Source organism: Brevundimonas sp. PWP3-1b1 (assembly GCF_049896065.1).
Lineage (GTDB): Bacteria > Pseudomonadota > Alphaproteobacteria > Caulobacterales > Caulobacteraceae > Brevundimonas > Brevundimonas intermedia_B.
This window is the reverse complement of the sequence record NZ_JAFCTO010000001.1, coordinates 474206-495501: the sequence shown is the minus strand read 5'-3', so window position 1 is coordinate 495501 and position 21296 is coordinate 474206. Positions and strand designations below refer to the sequence as shown.

16 protein-coding genes are annotated in these 21296 nt (G+C 56.7%); 14 read left to right on the top strand and 2 right to left on the bottom strand.

Going from position 1 to position 21296, the window contains the following annotated elements; all coding sequences use genetic code 11:
• Positions 1 to 3 precede the first annotated feature (3 nt).
• The 8 genes from rfbB to ACP69V_RS02365 all read left to right on the top strand — a co-directional run bounded on the left by rfbB (position 4) and on the right by ACP69V_RS02365 (position 10592).
• The gene (gene rfbB / locus ACP69V_RS02400; protein ID WP_426022473.1) at positions 4 to 1059 is read left to right on the top strand and encodes a dTDP-glucose 4,6-dehydratase; all 1056 of its coding nucleotides are present in this window, start codon (positions 4 to 6) and stop codon (positions 1057 to 1059) included.
• Positions 1052 to 1957, top strand: coding sequence for a dTDP-4-dehydrorhamnose reductase (gene rfbD / locus ACP69V_RS02395; protein ID WP_426022472.1), 906 nt, complete (start codon positions 1052 to 1054; stop codon positions 1955 to 1957). Before rfbB ends, rfbD begins: the two co-directional genes overlap by 8 nt.
• Complete coding sequence (rfbA, locus tag ACP69V_RS02390) at positions 1954 to 2823, top strand: glucose-1-phosphate thymidylyltransferase RfbA (protein ID WP_426022471.1); 870 nt, start codon at positions 1954 to 1956, stop codon at positions 2821 to 2823. Before rfbD ends, rfbA begins: the two co-directional genes overlap by 4 nt.
• A gap of 769 nt (positions 2824 to 3592) precedes the next feature.
• A complete protein-coding gene (locus tag ACP69V_RS02385) occupies positions 3593 to 4387 on the top strand; it encodes an ABC transporter permease (RefSeq protein ID WP_426022470.1) in 795 nt (264 codons plus the stop codon).
• 36 nt (positions 4388 to 4423) lie between these two features.
• A complete protein-coding gene (locus ACP69V_RS02380) occupies positions 4424 to 5587 on the top strand; it encodes a chain-length determining protein (RefSeq protein ID WP_426022469.1) in 1164 nt (387 codons plus the stop codon).
• A complete protein-coding gene (locus ACP69V_RS02375; protein WP_426022468.1) occupies positions 5588 to 6265 on the top strand; it encodes an ABC transporter ATP-binding protein in 678 nt (225 codons plus the stop codon).
• On the top strand, positions 6266 to 7141 hold the full coding sequence (locus ACP69V_RS02370) for a hypothetical protein (RefSeq protein WP_426022467.1): 876 nt from the start codon (positions 6266 to 6268) through the stop codon (positions 7139 to 7141).
• Complete coding sequence (locus ACP69V_RS02365; protein ID WP_426022466.1) at positions 7131 to 10592, top strand: glycosyltransferase; 3462 nt, start codon at positions 7131 to 7133, stop codon at positions 10590 to 10592. The genes ACP69V_RS02370 and ACP69V_RS02365 overlap by 11 nt, the downstream gene beginning before the upstream one ends.
• A 119-nt stretch (positions 10593 to 10711) precedes the next feature.
• Here ACP69V_RS02365 and ACP69V_RS02360 read toward each other — a convergent pair whose 3' ends face one another.
• Positions 10712 to 13285 (bottom strand): glycosyltransferase, encoded by a 2574-nt coding sequence (locus tag ACP69V_RS02360; RefSeq protein ID WP_426022465.1) that lies wholly within the window; start codon positions 13283 to 13285, stop codon positions 10712 to 10714.
• A 163-nt stretch (positions 13286 to 13448) separates the two neighbouring features.
• Between ACP69V_RS02360 and rfbF the strand changes: the two genes are divergently transcribed.
• From rfbF to ACP69V_RS02330, 6 genes are read left to right on the top strand one after another with little or no spacing between them, the layout of a single operon-like run.
• Positions 13449 to 14216 carry a glucose-1-phosphate cytidylyltransferase gene (rfbF, locus tag ACP69V_RS02355; RefSeq protein WP_426022464.1) on the top strand — a complete coding sequence of 256 codons (768 nt, stop codon included), beginning with the start codon at positions 13449 to 13451 and terminating at the stop codon, positions 14214 to 14216.
• Positions 14216 to 15274, top strand: coding sequence for a CDP-glucose 4,6-dehydratase (rfbG, locus tag ACP69V_RS02350; protein ID WP_426022463.1), 1059 nt, complete (start codon positions 14216 to 14218; stop codon positions 15272 to 15274). The genes rfbF and rfbG overlap by 1 nt, the downstream gene beginning before the upstream one ends.
• 6 nt (positions 15275 to 15280) lie before the next feature.
• Entirely contained in the window at positions 15281 to 16516 is a 1236-nt protein-coding gene (locus ACP69V_RS02345; protein WP_426022462.1) for a methyltransferase domain-containing protein, read from the top strand.
• A 1-nt stretch (position 16517) separates the two neighbouring features.
• A complete protein-coding gene (gene rfbC / locus ACP69V_RS02340) occupies positions 16518 to 17051 on the top strand; it encodes a dTDP-4-dehydrorhamnose 3,5-epimerase (RefSeq protein WP_426022461.1) in 534 nt (177 codons plus the stop codon).
• On the top strand, positions 17042 to 17941 hold the full coding sequence (locus ACP69V_RS02335; protein WP_426022460.1) for an NAD-dependent epimerase/dehydratase family protein: 900 nt from the start codon (positions 17042 to 17044) through the stop codon (positions 17939 to 17941). The genes rfbC and ACP69V_RS02335 overlap by 10 nt, the downstream gene beginning before the upstream one ends.
• A 21-nt stretch (positions 17942 to 17962) precedes the next feature.
• Positions 17963 to 20083 carry a glycosyltransferase gene (locus tag ACP69V_RS02330; RefSeq protein WP_426022459.1) on the top strand — a complete coding sequence of 707 codons (2121 nt, stop codon included), beginning with the start codon at positions 17963 to 17965 and terminating at the stop codon, positions 20081 to 20083.
• On the opposite strand, the gene ACP69V_RS02325 is transcribed toward ACP69V_RS02330, so the two are convergent.
• Positions 20084 to 21232: a glycosyltransferase family 4 protein gene (locus ACP69V_RS02325; protein ID WP_426022458.1), complete on the bottom strand. Its 1149-nt coding sequence runs from the start codon at positions 21230 to 21232 to the stop codon at positions 20084 to 20086.
• Positions 21233 to 21296 lie beyond the last annotated feature (64 nt).

Genomic DNA, 21296 nt, shown 5'->3' with positions numbered 1-21296 from the left:
TCAATGCGTATTCTGGTCACCGGCGGCGCCGGCTTTATCGGCTCGGCGCTGGTGCGGCGCCTTATTGAGCACACGGACCACGAGGTTCTGGTGTTTGACAAGCTGACCTATGCCGGCGTGCTCAGTTCCCTTGAGCCGGTCGCTTCAAGCAACCGCTATTCTTTTGTTCAAGCCGACATATGCGACGCTGACGCAGTGTCCAAAGCCATACATGCACTCAAGCCGGACGTGGTTGCTCACCTTGCCGCGGAGAGCCATGTCGACCGTTCAATCGATGGCCCGGGCGAGTTCATCCAGACCAATATGGTCGGCACCTTCGTCATGCTGAACCAGACCCTGGGCTATTGGCGCGCGCTGGACGAGGACGCCAAGGCGGCCTTCCGCTTCCACCACATCTCGACCGACGAGGTGTTCGGTTCTCTGGGCGAGGACGGCTTCTTCACCGAGACTACACCCTATGATCCGCGCTCGCCCTATTCGGCGTCCAAGGCCGGGTCGGACCATCTGGTGCGCGCCTGGGGCCACACCTATGGCCTGCCGGTGCTGGTGACCAACTGCTCCAACAACTACGGCCCCTACCACTTCCCTGAAAAGCTGATCCCGCTGATCATCATCCGCGCCCTGAATGGCGAGCCGCTACCGGTCTATGGCGACGGCTCGAACGTGCGCGACTGGCTCTTCGTTGACGACCACGCCCGCGCGCTGCAGGCCGTCTTCGAGACTGGCGCGCCTGGCGAAACCTACAATGTAGGCGGCAACGCTGAGAAGAAGAACATCGAGGTGGTCACGACGATTTGCTCGATCCTGGACCGGCTGCGGCCGAAGGCGGACGGAAAATACGCCGACCAGATCACCTATGTCACCGACCGTCCTGGCCATGATCAGCGTTACGCCATCGACGCCTCCAAAATCCGGTCCGATCTGGACTGGACCCCATCGGTGACCTTCGAACAGGGCATTGAACAGACCGTAACCTGGTATCTGGAGAATCAGTCCTGGTGGCAGGACATCCTCGACGCCCGCTATTCGACCCAGCGACTGGGCGTGGTCAATGGCTGATCCCGTCCACATCCTGATCACGGGCGGTGCCGGTCAGGTAGGGCTCGAGTTGTCGGCCGTCGGCTGGCCTGAAGGCGTCGTGCTGCACGCGCCGACGCGCGCGGAACTGGACCTGGGCGACGCCGCCTCGGTGAGGGCCGCCTTCGCCGCCACCTCCTTTGCCGCGGTGATCAACTCGGGCGCCCACACGGCTGTGGACAAGGCCGAGACCGAGGTCGCCGCCGCCTTCGCCGCCAACGCCATGGGGCCGGCGGTTCTGGCCGACGCCACGCGCGAGGCCGGCATCCCCTTGATCCAGGTCTCGACCGACTATGTGTTCGACGGCTCCAAGGCTGGCTTCTATGTCGAGACCGATCCGGTCGGGCCGCTGGGCGTCTATGGCGCCTCGAAGCTGGCGGGCGAACTCGCGGTGCGGGCCGGCAATCCGCGCTCGGTCGTGCTGAGGACGGCCTGGGTGCTCAGCGTCCACCGCGCCAACTTCCTCAAGACCATGCTGCGGTTCGCCGCCGACCGGCCGGCGCTGCGGGTGGTGGGCGACCAGCACGGCTGCCCCACCTCGGCACGCGACATCGCCCAGACGCTCAAGACCATCGTTCTGAAGATGATCGCCGACGCGAACGCCCCCACCGGTATCTATCAGTTCGTCAACGCGGGTGAGACCACTTGGGCCGGGCTAGCCGGCGAGATTTTCGCCCTCAGCGCCGCCGCCAGCGGCCCGTCGGCTACGGTCGATGCCATCCCCGGATCCGAATATCCGACACCCGCCAAACGACCGTCGAATTCGCGTCTCTCGACCGAGAAACTTACCCGCGACTACGGGATCGCGCCTCGCCCCTGGCAGGCCGCCATCGCCGAGATCGTCCACGAGCTGTACGCCGCTGAAAGGACCGTTCCATGAAAGGCATCATCCTGGCCGGAGGATCGGGCACCCGCCTGCATCCGATGACCCTGGTCACCTCCAAGCAGCTGATGCCGGTCTACGACAAGCCGATGATCTATTATCCGCTGTCCACCCTCATGCTGGCCGGCATCCGCGAGGTGCTGATCATCTCTACTCCGCGCGACGTGCCCAGCTTCCAGACCCTGCTCGGCGACGGCTCGCAATGGGGGATGGAAATCCAGTATGCGGTCCAGCCCAGCCCGGACGGGCTGGCCCAGGCCTATGTCATCGGCGCGGACTTCGTCGGCAACAATCCGTCAGCCCTGATCCTAGGCGACAACATCTTCTACGGCCACGGCATCACCGACCTGTTCACCTCCGCAATGGGCCGGCCGGACGGAGCCACGGTGTTTGCCTATCACGTCAACGACCCCCAGCGGTATGGCGTGGTGGACTTCGACGAACGGATGTGCGCCCTGTCGATCGAGGAGAAACCCACGGCCCCCAAGTCCAACTGGGCCGTCACCGGCCTCTACTTTTTCGACAGCGACGTGGTCGAGATCGCCCGCGACCTGAAGCCTTCGGCGCGCGGCGAACTGGAGATCACCGACGTCAACCGCATCTATCTGGAGCGTGGCAAACTGTCGGTCGAAATCATGGGGCGAGGTTATGCCTGGCTGGACACCGGCACGCCGGACAGCCTGATCGAGGCGGCCGAGTTCGTCCGCGTCCTTGAAAAACGACAGGGATTCAAGATCGCCTGCCCCGAAGAGGTCGCCTTCGAGAAGGGCTTCATCGACGCCGAAAAGCTAGAAGAAGTGGCGACTACCTTGGGTGGGGGCGACTACGGTCGATACGTTCGTGGGCTAACTGCGAAAGTCTAGCGGCTGACGGCCGTGCGCAATGTCTGAATTAGAAGGCGAGCAACGTGACTTGAATCTTTCTGGAATAGTCCTCCCTTATGCCTCCAATTTCGCCATATCTATCTGGCGAACATCAGCGACGCCCAAGCACTAGATAACTGGGTGAAGTACGGGAGTCCGAGGCTCGTGTCGGGTCGTATGCCGCCCTTCGAGCGCCTTTTATTGCGATAGCTTGGCATCATAACGCTTCTATACTTGAAGCCGCGCCTTTTTCTGGCCGCACTTGTGAGTGGCGTGTCTGAGCCCGGAGTCTGGAAAGCAGTTTTATCCCTGAAGCCACTATCGCTGATGTGCCCGACGCGAAGGGGTGGTGACGCATCCCCTAAAGAGCGTGGTTGAGCATTTATAATGACGTCCCATAACGACGCGCTTTCATACGGGCGCGGGAAAGTTGGGCCTGCTGCCGCGATGCGCCGGCGCGAATGTCCGAGGCATTGATGGTTTTTGATTAGGTGAAGAGGTATGTCGATGTGCACGCTTGGCGGTTCACCCGAGGGTCTGATGGCCATGTTGTGTCGGCTGGGTGAAGCGGCCATACGGCCCGAGAACGTTCATGTCACGCCCATTGGGCGTCATGAGTTCGCCGCGGTTCTCAGGAAATAGCCTGATATTGCGGGTTGGTTTCGGCTTGCTTCCATGTATGGAGGAGCGCGCTGACTTATAAACGAGTTAGATTTGTCCCGTTCGAAGGCGCTGGCAGGCTGCGGTGATGTGGGATTTGCATTAGGTCATGTTTAGCGCGATATCAGGCTTGACGCGGTCCCTTGCGGGGCAAGGCCGTATCATCGGCGCATTGATGATGCGCGAGATCATGACGCGTTTTGGCCGAAAAGGGCTGGGGTTTCTGTGGCTTATCGGGGAGCCATTGCTTTTTTGCCTTGGGGTAATTGTGCTTTGGACGGCGCTCAAGCCGGCGTATGAGCATGGCATACGAATCGGCCCCTTCGTAATGACTGGGTATATGTGTTTGTTGTTACTTAGGCACTGCATTCAGTATAGCAGTGGAGCCTTAATTGGCAATTCAGGATTACTATATCACAAGAAGATTACTGTCTATCATATCTTCTTTGCGAGAAACGTTCTTGAGTTCGCCGGTGCCACGGCGGCGTTCATAATTGTCTACACAATGCTCTTTCTGATGGGGCAGGTAGGGGTTCCAAGCGACGTTCTGAAACTTTACGGCGGCTGGTTGCTTCTTGCCTGGTTGTCTATGGGGTTTGCAGTGACAATCGCTGCTTTAGGCGTCGAATTCGAGATTATGGAGAGATTGACGCCGGTAATGACATACGCGTTGATCCCATTGTCTGGCGCCTTCTTCATGGCGTCTGTCGTGCCTGCTCAGTGGCGTGACCTTTTTCTTCTGATACCATTTCCCAACACCATAGAAATGGTACGAGCTGGTGTATTTGGTGAATTTGTCGAGACGCACTACAGTGCATCCTATGCATTGATGTGCGGTACTGTTATGAATCTCATTGCTTTGATCCTGCTTGCCAGAGTCAAGCATCACATGGACGTGGAGTGAGGCTTGCCTTCATGTCTGTATTCTGGATGAAATCTGATGGCTGACGCACAGCTTCGATACGTCGGGCCTCTGCCCGACGATAAGCAAAAAATTGATCGAGTTCGCCGGCTGGCTGAGCGCGTGCCGATTTCCTTTTTGATTCTCGTAGCGCTGCCGACAGTGCTTGCGATCATATATTTCTGCTTCATCGCGTCCCCGCGCTATGTTTCGGAATCCCGCTTTGTCGTTCGACGCGCGAATCAGGATCAGCCATCCGCGCTGGGAATGACCTTGCAGGGGGTAGGATTGGCCCCAACTCAAAGCGACGCCTTTCTCGTCCACTCCTTCATCAGTTCGCGCGATGGTCTGAGTTTCCTTCGTACACGGGCGGATGTGGAGGCGCTGTGGGGCGCGCGCACGGTGGACCCAATTTCCAGGCACCCTCGCTTCTGGGAAGGAAATTCATTTGAGTCTCTGTTTGGCGCTTATCGCAGGTTTGTGACTGTTGGTTATGATTCCACTAGCGGGATAAGCACGCTTCGCGTGGAAGCCTTCACGCCGGAGGAGGCGCAGAAGGCGGCCAACATTCTTCTCGGCGGCGGGGAGCATCTTGTTAATACGCTGAACGAGCGCGCTTCCACCGACGCCCTCCGCGATGCGCGGCTTACGACCAGCGAAGCGAGAACTCGGCTCGTCGATGCGCAAAACCGGCTTGCCGCTTTTCGCAACCGTGAACGCTTCATCGACCCGAGGACGGTAGCGGAAGAGGGATCCGATCTAGCCAGCCGGCTGTCCGTCGAACTGGCTTTGCTTCAGGTCCGTAAGAATCAGATCGCGGCCGATGCGCCGCAAAGTCCCCAGTTGCCCCAGTTAGACGCGCAAATTCGTGCGCTCGAGGCTCAGATCGCCCAAGCCCGGGGGCGCTTGGCGGGGGGCATGGACGCGTTGGCCCCGAAAGTTGGCGTTTACGAGGGGCTGGTACTTGAGCGCGAGCTCGCTGATCGCAACCTAGCCAGCGCGGCTCAGTCCGAAGATCGGGCCAAGGAGGAAGCGCGTCGCCAAAAACTTTATCTTGATCGGGTAGTTAATCCCGATCGACCGGACCGACCGGGGGAGCCGAAGAGATTTATGGCCATCCTTGCCGTTTTCGCGACGACGTTGCTTTTCTATGGTGTGGGCTGGCTTATCGTTGCCGGCGTAAGAGAAACGCGGCAAGCCTAGATGAGTTCTGCGCTACAGCCAGGGTTGTCGGTCCGCAACCTCTCGAAAATCTATCCGGAAAGTCGCGGACACAAGCCGGTTTTTACAAATCTGGGTTTCGACTTGACCAGAGGCCAACGCCTCGCTGTCCTCGGACGGAATGGCCAGGGTAAATCTACGCTGATCAAAATTCTTGGCGGCGTGCTTCCGCAGACCAGTGGCGAAATAGTATGGAAGATGTCATCATCTTGGCCCATAGGCTTCGGTGGCGGATTCCAGGGTAGTCTAAGCGGTCATGACAATATCAGATTTATAGCGCGTCTTTACGATCGGGATTACAAGGAAACACTCGCTCGCGTGGACGACTTTGCAGAGCTGGGGCTCTCTCTAAGAGAGCCCGTAAAGCATTACTCTTCCGGAATGCGAGCCCGACTAGCTTTCGGCCTTTCACTAGCAATCGAGTTCGATTGTTATCTTGTCGATGAGCTTATGGCTGTGGGAGATGCGCGGTTTTCTCGCAAATGTAACGACGAACTCTTTAGCTATCGAGGTGACCGTGCGTTCATTGTTGCCTCTCACGAGTTGGGTCTGATTTCCTCGATCTGCGACCGTGCGCTTCTGATTGAGAGTGGCGTCGCTCGAGTTTTTTCTGATGTCGACGAAGCCGTCGATATCTACCGTTGGTTGAGGGCCCCATAGATGTCGCGTCGCATTGCGGTTCTGCTGATCCCGACAAGCGGGGCCGAGCTTTGGCGCGCTGCCTTCCGGGAGGCCTGTTCTACATCGGGCTTTAGCTATCTAGAGGCTGCGCCGGCGGATACTGTGGAGGGAGACTCACTGCTTCTCAGCGAGGACCCCCAACAGGGCATGGGCTGGTACGCAGATACCTGGCATGTGGTCGGTACGTCGGTCGAGGACGCCTTCTCGGCGTCATTGGATTGGATCGGCGAGGAGGGCGCGGCCGCGCGCTATGTAGCCAACCGGTTGGCGACGGCGGACATGTTGTGCCGCCGCGTGGGTGCCACGGTTGAATTCGGTACGACACAGACCGTTCCTGGCGTAGGAAGGGTTTCTATCGATAGTGAGACCCTGTCTGCAGACGAGGGTAAGAACGAGCGACACTGGCTTAAGCCGTTGGAAGACATCTACTCGAGCCTACCGGTGGACTCTCGCACCCGCGCAAGTTTTGGCCACGAATGGTTTTCTTCGCAAACGAGTGATGTCGCGAGCCAGGGTCGGTTGGATTTGCAGGGTAAGGCCAGACTTCTGTTCGCCGGTCCCAAGCTGGATATTGGTCCTGGGCGGTGGGCGCTTTCTATCGCCCTCGAATACAAAGGTTCCACCCAACCCACAGTGGTTAGAATTCATCTAATGGGGCAGTCGGCCACGAAGGATCTGGTCGAAGAACTGGTTCGTCCTGGTGTCTACGAACTGACCATGGACCAGAACATCAGCATGATTGCATCTGTTGGAGTGGAGATACATTTGGAACGCGCCGCCCTTTTTGGAGAGTTGAGTATTCTCAGGTGCGACATTCGACATCTATCCGACGGAGGACCTCGTCGTGAGGGTTAAGTCCAAGGCGCGTAAATTCTTTAAAACAATAAAGAAATACTATTCTAAAATAAAGAGTCAGCGCTCATCGACGGTTACAACCGAAGAGCGGCTGGCCGCATCTGTCAAATTGATCGAGATGAGCGGCCTTTTCGATCCAGACTGGTATAGCGCTCGCGTCCCGGCGCTATCGCGAAAGTTGGCGGCCCAACATTATATTACTCACGGCTTTGCAGAGGGTCGGCAACCCTCTCCCTATTTCGACGCGGCGTCGTATCGGGCTGGGAATGCAGATGTCGCTGCCTCTGGGGTGAACCCTCTGCTGCACTGGCTTTTGCACGGGCACAGAGAGGGGCGTGCGTCTCCCTTGATTGGACGTGCGTCCAACCAAGCGCCGCATCTGTTGACTCTCTGCAATCCATATCAGCTTGAGAGGCCTATCCAAATTAGTGACCCGGAGTTCCGGATTTCAGTGCTGACGCCAGCCTATAACACCCCAGCGCATTTGCTGGAGGAGCTGTACGTCAGCCTGCTCAACCAAAATTACTCGAATTGGGAATGGGTCATATGCGATGACTGTTCCTATGAGCCGGAAACCTTAGAAAAGCTTCGCGAGCTTGCTAGTGACGAGCGCGTTGAGGTTATTTTCGCTAAACAAAATATCGGTATATCGGGCGCTAGTAATGTTGCGTTAAGTAAAGCTAAAGGCAATTATGTCGCCCTTGTAGATCATGACGACCTTTTATCCAGAAATGCTTTTAGCGAAATCCACCTTAAATGGAAGCATTTTGCTTCCGACTTATTTTACACTGATGAATGTAAGCTTTCTATAGATGGAGAGCTTTATGATTTCTTTTATAAGCCGTCTTGGTCTCCCTCGTTTCTGGAGAACACGATGTATATCGGTCATTTGACCGTTTATAGTAGAGAAGTTGTTGATAAGGTCGGTGGATTCCGTTCGGACTTCGATGGAACTCAGGATTATGATCTGGCGTTGCGCGCCTCAAGAGTTGTTTCAAGTGCGCAGCATGTGGGCGTGGTGGGATACCTTTGGAGGGCCATTCCGGGCTCCACAGCAACAAGCTTGTCCGAAAAATCATACGCGATTGATAGACAGCGTGCCGCCGTATTGGATCACGCGACCAGTCTTCATCCCCAGGCAAGTGTGGAATGCGGCGAGGAGACAGGACTTTGGCGAGCTCGGTATCCCCTTCCCAATAAAGCGCCTCTATTGTCCTATGTCATGCCGACTGGAGCGGGGCGTCGCCTCGTCCGCGGCGAATCCCTAGATCTGATTACGAACTGCCTGGAAAGCTTGCGACGAACGCAGTTCTATAGAAATTGCGAGTATATCATTGTTCACAATGGTGACCTGACAGAGGCTCATCTGGGTTACCTAGCCGAACTGTCCGACGTGAAACTGGTTTATTATCCGGAGCCGGAACTGAACCTGGCCAGGAAGATGAATCTCGGAGTTGCGGTGGCTTCAGGCCAATATATCTGCCTCCTCAATGACGATATCGAGGCGATCGACGAGCGCGGTGGGGAGAACATTGTCGGCTTTATGGAGACTCACGCCTCAGTCGGCGCGGTCGCTCCCCTGTGCCTGTTTGAAGATGGTCGTGTGCAACACAATGGCGTCATTTTGCTGGAGCAAGGCCCTTCACATGCAGGCGTGTTTCAGCAGGCGGGATACAGAGGGCACTTCGGCAATCTCCTCTGCCGTCGAGAGGCTATGGGCGTCACGGGCGCAATGTTGTTCTGCCGAAAGGCTGAGTACGAGGCTGTCGGCGGCTTCGATGAGAGTTTCCCCCTTAACTACAATGATGTAGACTTCTGCCAGAAGCTAAGAGGAATCGGCCTGTCTTCAGTTGTCGATCCCGATGTGAAGGTCTTCCACTTTGAGAGTGCGACCAAGGCTGGCACTTTCAAATGTGAGAAAGAGTGGTTGTTTAATAAATGGCCCGAGCTCCGCGATCCATTTTTCAACGCTGCCTTTGATCAGAGAAGTCCCTATTATGAAGAGCGCGGTAATGCAACGGATCGCTCCAGCGATGCTGTAGCTTTCGAAAATTGGCTTGACCGACGAATCGGTCAAAGAGCGAATCTCTACCCTTCTTCTGGAGGCATAAAGTTATCAGTTTGCGTTCCAGTCTTTAACCAGACGCGTGCTCAACTGCGAGAGCTTTATGAATCGTATAGGATGCAAACCTACGCGAACAAAGAGCTTATTATAGTAGATGATGCATCAACTATGAAAGAAACTAGGGCGTGGTTAGATCACGCATCCTTAAATCCTGACATTAAAGTTGTTCGGCTGCCAGAAAATAGAGGCATTGCCGGTGCGTCGAAGGCCATGCTTGCAGCTTGTAGTGGAGATTATTATCTTCCTGTAGATGCAGATGATTTCTTGACGATAGATGCGCTCGCTGTAATGGCGCACTATATGGAGTTGAATCCACAGGCGGATATTTTCTATTCAGACGAATTCAAGTCGAATCCCCAGTCTGACAAATTTTCGCCCTACATAAAGCCGGACTTTGATCCGCTTATGATAAGCAACTGTTGCTACGTAACTCATCTGATGGGTTTCCGCGTCAAAACTATGCGTCGTCTGAAGGCTTACTCGGACGAAAGAGCAACGTGGTGCCACGATTGGGACAGCACCATGCGCTGTGTTGAAAGTGGTCGGGTTCCCGTGCATGTGCCGGAGCTTCTCTACGCGTGGAGGATCAGTCCAGGCTCTACCGCGTCCGTGGAAACGGGCGAGAAACCCGCTGCGGTCGAATCGCAGCGTTACGTGCTCGATCGCACGATCAAAAAACGCCAGAAGCAAAAATATCTCACGGCTGAGCCGAACGACATCCGTCCCGGCACGGGAATGTGGAGGCTGAAGGCGCTTGAGACCGTGCCGGCCGAACCCATCGACGTCGATTGGTTCTGGCGTCTTGATCCGTCCAGTCGGCGGCAGGTTCTGGAGAGGTTGCTGGACGTATCGGAGCCTGACTGGTTTCTATTCCATCTGCCGGACACCGACCCGCAGCAGCTGAGTTCGGCCTTTGCCGCGCCAATTCACTGGGATGCAAGGGTCGCTGGCGTCTCAGGCGTTCTTACTGACGACTCCGGCAACCGTGTGGTATGGGCAGGAGGAGAGCTGGCCGTGGATGGGGGGATCCGAGATCGCCATTATGGCGCGTCGATGGATTCCGGCGGCTACTATGGTCAGCTGTTTTGCCAGCGTTGTGTCGACGTTATGGCCCCTTTGAACATGGCGTTGCGACGCGATCTTCTTCAGCGCCTCGTCGACGAGGGAGGGGGCGAACTTGAGCCGGATCGTTTCATGCGAGAGATCGCGCTTATTGCGGCGCGTTCCGATGTTTTGCTGACGATCACGCCCCATGTGCTTGCAACGGTAACGCCCCAACAACGTAGGATGCTGCCGTCCGCCAGGACCTCTTCACCGGACTTGTGATCACTCCTTCAGGCCGAGCGATTGGTGCGTTCATAGTCTCTGCTGGGGCGTTCGGACTTCACGGCGAGGCGAATTCCTAAGCCGCATCTCAAAGGCATGACGTGTGGGTGAGGGCGAACCTAGCGCCGAGGAGGGTGCGCCAGTTTTCCAACCCTTCTGAGGTCGAGATTGGACGAATAGAAGGGATCTTCTTGCAGAAGATCGCTCGAGATTCGAGATTGTTCACCTGTCGAAAACGGAGATCCCGTCAGGCTCCGCCTTGCTTGGATGTCAGGGTCTGCAGCCACACGGAGGCCATGTGCTCTGGCCCTGATGCACAGGTCGAGAATTGCATCGAGCCCTGACATGCTGCGGTTAAATCCTCCCAGGGCCTGGAAGGTTTCACGCTTCATGAAGAGCGGAAGCTGTACGGCTGAAAACGACTGAAGCAATCTGTTGCGATCAAAGTTGCAGCCGACGGCGGTCGGTGCGTCTTCATAAAGATTGTGGGCCTTTCCCTCTCCGAACGCGAAGCCGAAGCTATCTATGGCGTTGGAGGATTTCAGAACGCGGCAGCCCAGTACGCCCATTTCGGGGAAGCTCAGAATGGCATGTGCACGGTTCAAAAAAGAGTCGTCCATGAAGGAGGCTGAGGTATCGCAGAAAAGAATGATGTCGCTCTTCGCGGCCATTCCGATAGAGGAGGCATCCTCGAGAATAGCCTGAGACACCGTCGTGCTGATTCTTGTACTTTCATGTAGGTTTCGAATTAACTCAAGATCGCGATCAGATATCGCGTTGTGGTGAACGATATTGATGTCGATTGAAGTAGTTTCTGCGGCAATGACAGATAATAGGCAATCCCGTAGATTTCCCTTCTCGGAATGTAGAATGATCGCGGATACGTCGGCCTTGCATTCCGAATAGGGTTTCAAAGAAGCTCTTCCTGGCGCAACCCCAGGTACGGCGAGCATCGGCACCTTCTGTCGTGTCAAATGGGCGTTGACTGCCGCAAGCATGGCGCGCTCGGCATATGGTTTCGCATTGACGGAACTCGCGGTCGATCCTGGGGTATCTCTCCAATGATAGAGCACTTTAGGTATGTGGCGAACGGCGTTCGATCCGGCCGCTTCGACGGCGCGTAGAGTCAAGTCATGATCTTGGGCACCTTCGTAACCCAGCCTAAGGCCTCCCAATGAGATGAAAAGTTCTCGCTCTATCGCAAGAGCATGGCAGACAAAGTTTTTGGATAGTAAAAGAAGAGGGTCGAATTCTCCTTTCATGTGGGGAGAGGTTCGTTGTCCCTGAGGTGAAAGCTTGTCTTCATCTGAATAAATAATTTGGACATGAGGAAATTCTGAAATGACCGACGTAATCTCAGCGGCGCATATGGGGCTGAGTGTGTCGTCCTGATCCAGGAGCACTAGATACTCTCCACGCGCCAGTGCGGCTGCAGTGTTGGTTGCGGCCGATATGTGTCCTCGACGTTTGCGCCGCGTCAACCGCACCCGCGGGTCGGCCTTTTCATAGCGGCAAAGGAGTTCATCGGCCTCGGATGAAATATCCACATCCACCGCTATGCAGAGTTCAATGTGTTCGTGCGTCTGTGAAAGAACGGAATCGACGCAAGAACGCAAAAATTCGAGAGAAGGTTTGTAAACAGGAACAATAAAAGATATAGTTAGTGGTTTTTTTGTGTTTGGAGAGCTAGTGGAGGGCTGAACTGAACCTTCTTCCCATAGTCTAATCCACTGCCCATACTCTCGCGTGAGGGAATCTGTGCCTTTCGTGAAAGGCTGGGCCAGAAGTTGGGTGCGCATAGCATGTCGGGCCATGTCCGGAGCTTGGGCCGAGTGAGCGGCTTCCGACATCGAGAGCGATTTGACGAATGCGACTTCGTCGCCTGCCGGCAAGGCCGGTGTCTCCTCAGGTTCCAGGTGCAAGGACAGGCGGTCGATAACCAATGAATCCGACGGAAAGACCAAGCGAACTTTCTTCAGGCCTGTGGTGTATATCGATATTCGCGCAACGTTGTTTTCATCCCAATGCAAGGTGCCGTCGGTGATGGGCGTCAGGCCTTGCCCATAGTCAGCAAGGATGGCGCCTGGCGCGGTGAGATCGGGATGGTGATGCACCAGCCGCAGGCTGACCCAGCGCCCCATATCGGCATCGCCGGCGAAATCCACCCATCCATGGTCGGGCCGTGAGGGAGGTTCGTACGGAGAGGGGGGGGGGACCAGTTGGCTGATCGTGACCCCCGTCGATCGACGGGCTAACCTTTCCGCAAGGACGGAGGCCAGCAGCAAACGCTGGTCGGGAGTGATCGTGGCGCCTCGCATGGTGGTGAATTCGGATAAGGCGTCAGCATTGTCATCAAGTCGCGCGCTGCGGAGGAAGTGGTCCGTAGCCTCGGCTTCTCTTCCGCAGAGCTTCATCAGATGGCCCATGTGGAGCCAGGTTTCCGCATCCCTCGGACTGATCTCCAGCGCAGTCCTGTATGCGGCTTCGGAGGCGCCATATTCGCCCATTTCCTTGCGGGCGTGACCTAGTTGTATCCAGATAGCCCGATCTTTCGGATCGGTTTCAAGGTGCTGCCCATAGGCATGGGCGGCGGCTGACCAGTCGTGGGCGGATCGCGCCCGATCCCCCTGTCGGCGAAGCGACAAGGCTGATGTGTTCCGTTCCCTTGTTCCTGCGGGGGACAGACGTCGCATACATTGCCTCCATGTCATTGAGGGTTCCGTGGCGAAATGAGGGAGGGATCGGTTGGATGGTCGTTCAATTTCTGCTCCCTAGCCGTTGATCTAGGGATGGCTATGGACGCCCTAGGTGGCGGACTGTAGGATTGCCCAAGACTTAATAGGCGGACAAAATTTAATGAAGGCTGTCATCTTGGCCGGCGGTTTAGGCACGCGCTTGTCGGAAGAAACCAGCGAAAAGCCCAAGCCCATGGTGGAGGTCGGCGGGCGACCTCTATTATGGCATATAATGAGCATTTATTCTGCTCACGGAATAAACGATTTCATCGTCTGCGCTGGATACAAAGGCTACGTAATCGCCGAATACTTTGCGAATTACTTTCTGCATGTGACCGACGTTACGGTGGATTTGGGTGAGAATTCTGTCGAGGTTCACCGGACCCGCGCCGAAAAATGGCGCGTGACTATTGTGGACACCGGCGCTGAAACCATGACGGGCGGGAGATTGCTTCGGGTCGCGGATCATATCGGAGTCGATGATTTCTGCATGACCTACGGCGACGGCGTATCCGACGTGGATATCCGCGGCCTGATCGCGGCGCACAAGGCTTCTGGACTTGAGGCGACAGTCACGGCTGTGCGTCCGCCCGGGCGTTTCGGTGCGCTGGATATATCGGGTGGGCAGGTGCGCGGTTTTGTTGAAAAGCCTTTGGGCGACGGCAGCTGGATTAACGGGGGCTTTTTCGTCCTGAAGTCGGATGTTCTGCGCCGCATCGAAGGCGATTCAACGGTATGGGAAGGCGCCCCGTTGGCTGGTCTGGCTGCAGATGGGCAGTTGAACGCCCATCTGCACGAAGGTTTCTGGCAGCCAATGGATACGCTTCGAGACAAGCGGCTGCTTGAGGATCTCTGGGGGCGTGCCGTAGCGCCCTGGAAGGTGTGGTGATGTCCTTTTGGCAAGGCAAGCGCGTTCTGTTGACGGGCCATACGGGGTTCAAGGGAAGCTGGACCTGGCTTTGGCTCGAAAAGATGGGCGCTCACGTCTCGGGACTTTCGCTTGAGCCTGAGGGCGATCCGAGCCTTTGGTCCAGAATGGGGCGGCCCGGCGGCGCGACTTCGATCGGCGATATTCGATACGCGGCAAGAGTTTTCGAGGCGTTTGAGAAGGCGCGGCCTGAAATCGTAATCCACATGGCGGCCCAAGCCTTGGTCCGGCAATCCTATGTGGATCCCGATGCTACATTCGACACAAATGTCATGGGGCTTGTGCGGGTGTTGGACGCCGCCCGCCAGACTTCGTCGGTCAGGGTGATCGTGAATGTGACGAGCGACAAATGTTACGAGAATGTCGAGCAGATTTGGCCCTATCGTGAGACTGATCGTTTTGGAGGCTCTGATCCTTACAGCGCGAGCAAGGGGTGTGCGGAACTGGTGACCGCCTCCTATCAACGCTCTTTCTTCTCGGACGAAAAGGGTGCGCGACTTGCATCTGCGCGGGCGGGCAATGTAATCGGGGGCGGTGATTGGTCGTTGGATCGTCTGGTTCCGGATTGCGTTAGGGCGTTCGAGGCGGGCCAAGAGGTGGTGATCCGCAACCCTGCATCGACGCGGCCTTGGCAGCATGTGCTGGAACCCATCAGCGGGTATCTGCTTTTGGCTCAGCGCCTTTACGAACAGGAGCCTGTAGCCGAAGGATGGAACTTCGGGCCTGCTGACAATCAGGCTTGGCCTGTGGTCGATGTTGTCGAAGTCTTGGCTGAAGCCTGGCCGTCCGCACGCTGGCGGGTCGAGGGCGATCAATCTGGATATCACGAGGCGGGACTGCTTAGGGTGGATGCGAGCAAGGCTGCGCACAGGTTGGGCTGGTTCGCGCGTCTCGATACCCGCAAGGCTCTCGAATGGTCCGCGAGTTGGTATCGGGAGGTGGCGAATGGCCGCTCCCCGGTTGAAGCTTGCCTGGAACAAATCGAACAATACGAATCGCTTTCTAAATCTTCGAACTGAGAAAACATGGCCCACTGCCGTTTTTGTAATGCTCCCCTTACGGAGACTTTTGCCGATCTTGGCATGTCTCCAGTTTCTAATGATTATGTTTCTGAGCGAAATCACAATGCGGCTGAGGTGTTCTACCCTCTTCATGCTTACGTATGCGCATCCTGCCTGCTTGTTCAGCTTGTAGACTATGAAAAGGCCGACGCGCTTTTTACTGACGACTATGCGTATTTTTCATCTTACTCATCGTCGTGGTTGGAGCATGCGAGAAGGTATTCGCTGACCGTACTTGAAAAGGAACGCTTGGGGCCCGATTCCATGGTCGTCGAAGTGGCGTCGAACGACGGATATCTGCTCAAGAACTTCAAGGAGGCGGGGATTCCTGTGCTGGGCGTAGAGCCGACGGCGAACACTGCCGCAGCCGCCCTTCAGAACCACGGCATAGAGAGCGAGGTGGCGTTCTTCGGTCGAGAAACGGCCGAACGGCTTCGAGAGCGCGGCGTACGCCCAGACGTCATAGCCGCCAACAATGTTCTAGCGCACGTCCCTGACATCAATGATTTCGTCGCGGGCTATGCGATCTTGCTGAAACCCAAAGGTGTCGCGCACTTCGAATTCCCGCACCTTCTCCGCATGATGGAGAAGGTCCAGTTCGACACGATCTACCACGAACATTTCAGCTATCTGTCCTTCACCGTAGCGCGGAAGATTTTCGCCGCGCACGGACTTCGCGTGTACGACGTTGAAGAATTGCCGACCCACGGTGGCTCCATACGCATATATGTCGCCCATGCCGATTGCGTGGATAGACCGGACACCGATCGGGTCGCTATGATGCTTGCTGCGGAAGATGACTTCGGGCTGAACGATCTGAGCGCGTACAGGGATTTTGCAAGACGAGTCGTCGAAACAAAAGTGTCTTTGCTGAAGTTCTTTGTTGAGGCCTTCGAGGCCGGAAAGAGCGTCGTCGGCTATGGTGCGCCCGCTAAGGGGAACACGCTTCTCAACTACTGTGGCGTGAAGACGGACATGATGTCTTTCACGGTCGATAAAAGTCCTCACAAGATCGGCAAGAGGTTGCCGGGTACTCATATACCCATATACGCGCCCGAAGAAATCCGATCGCGAAAGCCTGATTACGTACTGATCCTGCCGTGGAATCTCCGTGAGGAGATCATTGAGCAGATGGCTGATGTCAGGGAGTGGGGCGGTAAGTTCGTGACGCCCATACCGACCATTCAGATATTCGACTGACGTGAAATTCGTTAACGCATCTCTGGAAGGCGTTCGCGTCATCGAATTGGAGCCCCATTACGACGAGCGGGGTTCGTTTTCGCGCATCTTTTGCGAGAGGGAGTTCTCGGAAGCGGGAATCGAGTCGCGTTTCGAACAGTCCAGTCTTTCCCGGAACCTTCTGGCAGGCACACTTCGTGGCATGCACTATCAGGCGTCGCCCGATGCCGAGGTGAAGGTGGTTCGTTGCGTTCGCGGCGCAATCTTCGATGTCGCCTTGGATATTCGTCCTGACTCGCAGACGTTCTGCTGCTGGTTCGGGGCGGTGCTTTCGGCCGACAACGGACGCGCGCTGCTTATTCCGGCTGGCTTTGCGCATGGCTTTCAGACGCTCGAGGACAATACGGACGTGCTTTACCAGATCACTCCACCCTATTGTCCTGGTGCGGGTCTGGGGGTCCGATGGAATGATCCTCGGTTTGGAATCGACTGGCCGTTGCCCAATCCGACCCTCTCGGAACGAGATGCCAGTTATCCGGACTTCGTATGCGGGTGATCGTGACCGGCGCGACCGGGTTTATCGGCTCAAATGTCGTGCGGCTGCTTGTGGCTCGAGGCGTTGACGTCGTCGCTCTGGGCCGCACTCCCTCTCACCATCACGGTGTGCGGTCCGTGAGTTGTGATCTACTATCCACGCCAAGCTTTGCCGGTCTCATGAATGAGATCGCGCCAACTCATTTTCTGCATCTCGGGTGGAATGCGACCCCGGGCGCATTTTGGGATGATCCGGACAATCTTGACTGGATGTCCGCTTCCCTCGGGCTATTCAAGAGTTTTGCCGAGGTCGGCGGTTCGCGATGGGTCGGCGTCGGAACTTGCGCCGAGTATGACTGGACAGGCGAGGGGAGGCTGGACGAGACCAGAACCTTATTGCGTCCATCAACACTCTATGGGTCAGCCAAAAAGGCCCTTTCAGATCTAACTTTTGCGGCGGCGCCGCGACTTGGTCTTTCTGTCGCATGGGGACGCGTGTTCTGGCTCTACGGCCCGAACGAGAAGCCGGGCCGGCTGGTTTCGGACCTCGTGCGAACCCTTTCGGATGGCCGGCCTTTCGAAACGAGCTCAGGTCTGCAGCGGCGTGACTTCATGCATGTGGAAGACGTCGCAGCGGCTTTGGTCGCGATTTTATTCAGCGACTATTCGGGGCCGGTCAATATAGCTTCCGGCAAGGCCGTAGAGGTGCGCCATATAGTTTCCACGCTGGCTGATGCGCTCGGACGGACCGACCTCGTGCGCTTCGGCGCGATACCGGCAAGGCCTTCCGAACCGCCAGTGCTTGTCGGCTCGGCGGATATACTGTCGTCCAAGATCGGCTTCAGTCCTAGCGTGGATCTGCTCGACGGTTTGCGATCGGTGGCGAGGTCTGATCCTGCGTCTACAAATTAGGCGGGCTATTTAGAGGTGATTATGGCTTCGCTTCTCGGCTTGGTGAAGCGCGCATTGGGCTTAAAGGCGGGGCGGGTTGCGGAACACCGCGCCGCAGGTGACGCCGCCCGTGCGCGAGGGGCTTGGAAGGAGGCCCTGGACCATTATGACAAGGCCGCTCGTCTGAAGACTGCTGGACATTCGCTTCAAGTGCGCAGGGGACATGTCCTGAAGGAGTTGGGGCTCTTGAATGAGGCGGAGACGGCATACCGATCGGCCTTGTCAGAGCGCCCCCGGTCGGGCGACTATCATCTTCATCTGGGCCATGTTCTGAAACTGAATCATGCAAAGGAAGCGGCTCTAGCGGCGTACCAACAAGCTTTTCAATTCGGCGATGAAAGAGCAAATATTGAGATACTGGCCTTGGCGGGCCGGGCCGGGCTGAAGGGGGCGGGCGATAGAAGTGCGATTGGGGACGTCGTCGAAGGCGTAGCCAGTAATATAGAAAGTTTGAGAGACCGGCTGGAGGTCGCACTGCAGCAAGCCGCCTTTTCTCCTGCCGCATACGGGCAGATGAGAAATCGCCTGATCGCGGATGCTCCTACTGTCCGCGATCACGTCATGATCGACGTAATCGTCGATGGTCGGGCGCGGTCGCCTGCAGAGGTCTTGCTCACTCTCTACAGTCTCCAGGATCAGTCGTTGGCGACATGGTCTGCGACGGTGGTTTCGGATGCCGCTCTGGCAAGTCATCCTGTCGCTTCACTAGCCCATCAGGACCCGCGTATTCGATTCTGCGCGAGCGCCGCAGAGATCGTGTTGCACGATGACGCCGTTGTCAGCGTATCGGCTGGCATTCGCCTGGAGGCCGAATGTCTGGCTTGGCTGTCCGTCGCACGGTCCCAAGCCGGTGCTGTCGCAGCCTATGGCGACCACGATCATGCGGTGCATGATTGGCGGGGCGTCACTTCATACTCGGATCCCGTCCTCTACGGTGCATATGACGAAATCGGCTTAGAAGGCGGCGGTGAGCCTCCTCTGGTCGTTCTGGTCTCAGCGCCGCACGGTCGCCTGTTGGTCGAGCGGGTGGACGATGCGGTTTCCACGCAGGATCTTCATCGGGATGTCCTTCTGGAGATAAAGGGGGGAGGAATCTGCCATGTACCGGCTCTGCTAGCCACGCTCTGCGGCTTTAACGAAGCTCCCTCAGTATGGCCGCCAAGTCCGATCGCCCGGCGAAGAGATGACCCCCGCTCAAGCGGACAAGAGCGTCTACTTGTGATTATTCCGACTCGCGACCAGCCAGATTTGCTTCAAGCGGCTGTTAGTAGTCTGATCGAGAAGGCTGAACGCCCCGATCTCTTGCGGATCATTATTATAGATAACCGCAGTTCGCAGGAAAAGACCCTTCGGTGCTTCGAAGTGCTTGCGAAACTGTCAGTCGATATCGTCCCCGTGGATGAGCCCTTCAATTGGGCCAGGCTGAACAACCTCGCCGTCGGTTCAACTACGGAGGATATTCTCCTCTTCGCGAACAACGACGTAGAGGCCGTCACACAAGGTTGGGATTCTCTTGTGCGGCGAGGCGTGGCATTGGCGTGCGGCGGGTGTGTCGGGGCGAAGCTTTTGTACGGCGACGGCCGGATCCAGCATGCTGGAGTCGTGCTGGGAGGACGAGAGGGCGGAGCGGTACATGAGGGATTGGATCGACCCGCTACCGATCCGGGGCCCGGCGGTCGCTGGGCGCAGGTACGCCGTTGCGCCGCCGTGACTGGCGCCTTCATGGCGGTTTCGCGGCGTGCCTTTCATGAGGTCGGCGGATTCAACGAGCGGCTCCCCGTGGCTTACAGCGATCTCGATTTCTGTCTGAGGTGCAGAAAGGCCAACTTCCCCGTCATATACGATCCTTCGATCGTCATCATTCATCACGAGTCCAAGACACGAGGAGAAAACGTGACTTCCGAGCAGGTGGCGTGGGACGAGGTCGAAATGAGACTGTTCTACGATATCTGGCGGGAGGATGCGGTCCTTGATCCTGGAAGAAACCCGCATTGGGTCACGGAAAATCGAAATGCCTTCGACGGCTTGAGAGCTTTGTCTATCAGGGAAATATTAGCCTACATTACGCGTCAATCGAAGACCGATCCGTGGAGTGTATCGTGATCAGAATACGCCAGCGCTTTTATAGGCCTGGGTCAGTTTTTCTTGATACTTGGCTTGAGTGAAGAGCTTTGCCTGGGCACGGCCTTTCATAGCCATGTTCTCCAGTAAGCCGTCGTCACTATCCATAAGTTGGATCGCCATGCGGATAGAGGTGACATCATAGGGGTTGACGGTGATCGCTGCATCGCCCGCTACTTCGGGAAGCGCACCTCGATCCGAGGTAAGGACAGGCGTGCCGGCTTCCATGGATTCGAGCACCGGGAGCCCGAAACCTTCGTAAAGAGACGGGAACAAAGTCGCTTTTGCGCCACGGACCAGGTCACGCAGCGTCGATGAAGGCAGATAGTCCAAACGGATGATCTTCTTTGATTTGTCGTTCTCCAGCACAGCTTCCAGAAGCCCGGTTTCGCTTTCCGAAAGCCAGGACCGGCCTCCGACGACCACAAGACGCGCCTTCGTGTTTGCAGACAGGAATGCTTCTACAATCCTTCCGAGGTTCTTTTTCGGTTCGATTGCACCAAAGAAAAGGAAATAGTCTTTCCACTCCAAGCCCAGCTGTTTCTGCAGGCTTACCGCGCAGTCCTCGTCGGTACCGGTCTGGGGTGTCGAGGGCGTGGCCTGAAAGGTGGTCGTGATCTTGTCGGGGGCGGCCCCCAGGATCTCAATCAGGTCCTGTTTCGTCGAATTCGATACCGCGATCACGTGATCGGCTCTGTCGATCGCTGTCTTGCAGAGATTGTAAAATATCTTCTTGTTGTCGGCCGTTGTTCCGGGGAGGCGCAGGGGAATAATGTCGTGAAACGTAAGGATGTTGATGGACTTCGGCGCTGTCAGTGGAAGGGGACAGGTCCAGTGCATGACATCAGGTGCGGGACGGTCGGCGCTGTCCTCAAAACGGACAGGCGTGAATATTCCGTATCGCTGGTATGCGCGTTGGGACAGGTTAAACACATCCGTCGATGCCCAGTAACTCTCCGCATCGGGGCGTCTCGGCCCGGTTGTTGGCCAGATCACATCCCCTGAAGGCGTGATCGGATATGCGGAGCGGCCGAATCGCGCCGCCAAGGTCGAGGCGGCTCTTCCCAGACTTGCCCGTCGTCGGGTCGGGGCACCAGCATCAACCAGCGCTATTTCGTTAAGCAGGTTCACCGAGGATCTTGGGGTCGAAGGACCGTAAAGAACTTGCCCGTTGAGGCCCAATCCCCTGATCGCC

Bases quoted from the DNA above. Each gene is read 5' to 3' on its own strand.
- rfbB (WP_426022473.1), top strand. From the start codon at position 4: ATGCGTATTCTGGTCACCGGCGGCGCCGGCTTTATCGGCTCGGCGCTG.
- rfbD (WP_426022472.1), top strand. From the start codon at position 1,052: ATGGCTGATCCCGTCCACATCCTGATCACGGGCGGTGCCGGTCAGGTA.
- rfbA (WP_426022471.1), top strand. From the start codon at position 1,954: ATGAAAGGCATCATCCTGGCCGGAGGATCGGGCACCCGCCTGCATCCG.
- ACP69V_RS02385 (WP_426022470.1), top strand. From the start codon at position 3,593: ATGTTTAGCGCGATATCAGGCTTGACGCGGTCCCTTGCGGGGCAAGGC.
- ACP69V_RS02380 (WP_426022469.1), top strand. From the start codon at position 4,424: ATGGCTGACGCACAGCTTCGATACGTCGGGCCTCTGCCCGACGATAAG.
- ACP69V_RS02375 (WP_426022468.1), top strand. From the start codon at position 5,588: ATGAGTTCTGCGCTACAGCCAGGGTTGTCGGTCCGCAACCTCTCGAAA.
- ACP69V_RS02370 (WP_426022467.1), top strand. From the start codon at position 6,266: ATGTCGCGTCGCATTGCGGTTCTGCTGATCCCGACAAGCGGGGCCGAG.
- ACP69V_RS02360 (WP_426022465.1), bottom strand. From the start codon at position 13,285: ATGCGACGTCTGTCCCCCGCAGGAACAAGGGAACGGAACACATCAGCC.
- rfbF (WP_426022464.1), top strand. From the start codon at position 13,449: ATGAAGGCTGTCATCTTGGCCGGCGGTTTAGGCACGCGCTTGTCGGAA.
- rfbG (WP_426022463.1), top strand. From the start codon at position 14,216: ATGTCCTTTTGGCAAGGCAAGCGCGTTCTGTTGACGGGCCATACGGGG.
- ACP69V_RS02345 (WP_426022462.1), top strand. From the start codon at position 15,281: ATGGCCCACTGCCGTTTTTGTAATGCTCCCCTTACGGAGACTTTTGCC.
- ACP69V_RS02335 (WP_426022460.1), top strand. From the start codon at position 17,042: ATGCGGGTGATCGTGACCGGCGCGACCGGGTTTATCGGCTCAAATGTC.
- ACP69V_RS02330 (WP_426022459.1), top strand. From the start codon at position 17,963: ATGGCTTCGCTTCTCGGCTTGGTGAAGCGCGCATTGGGCTTAAAGGCG.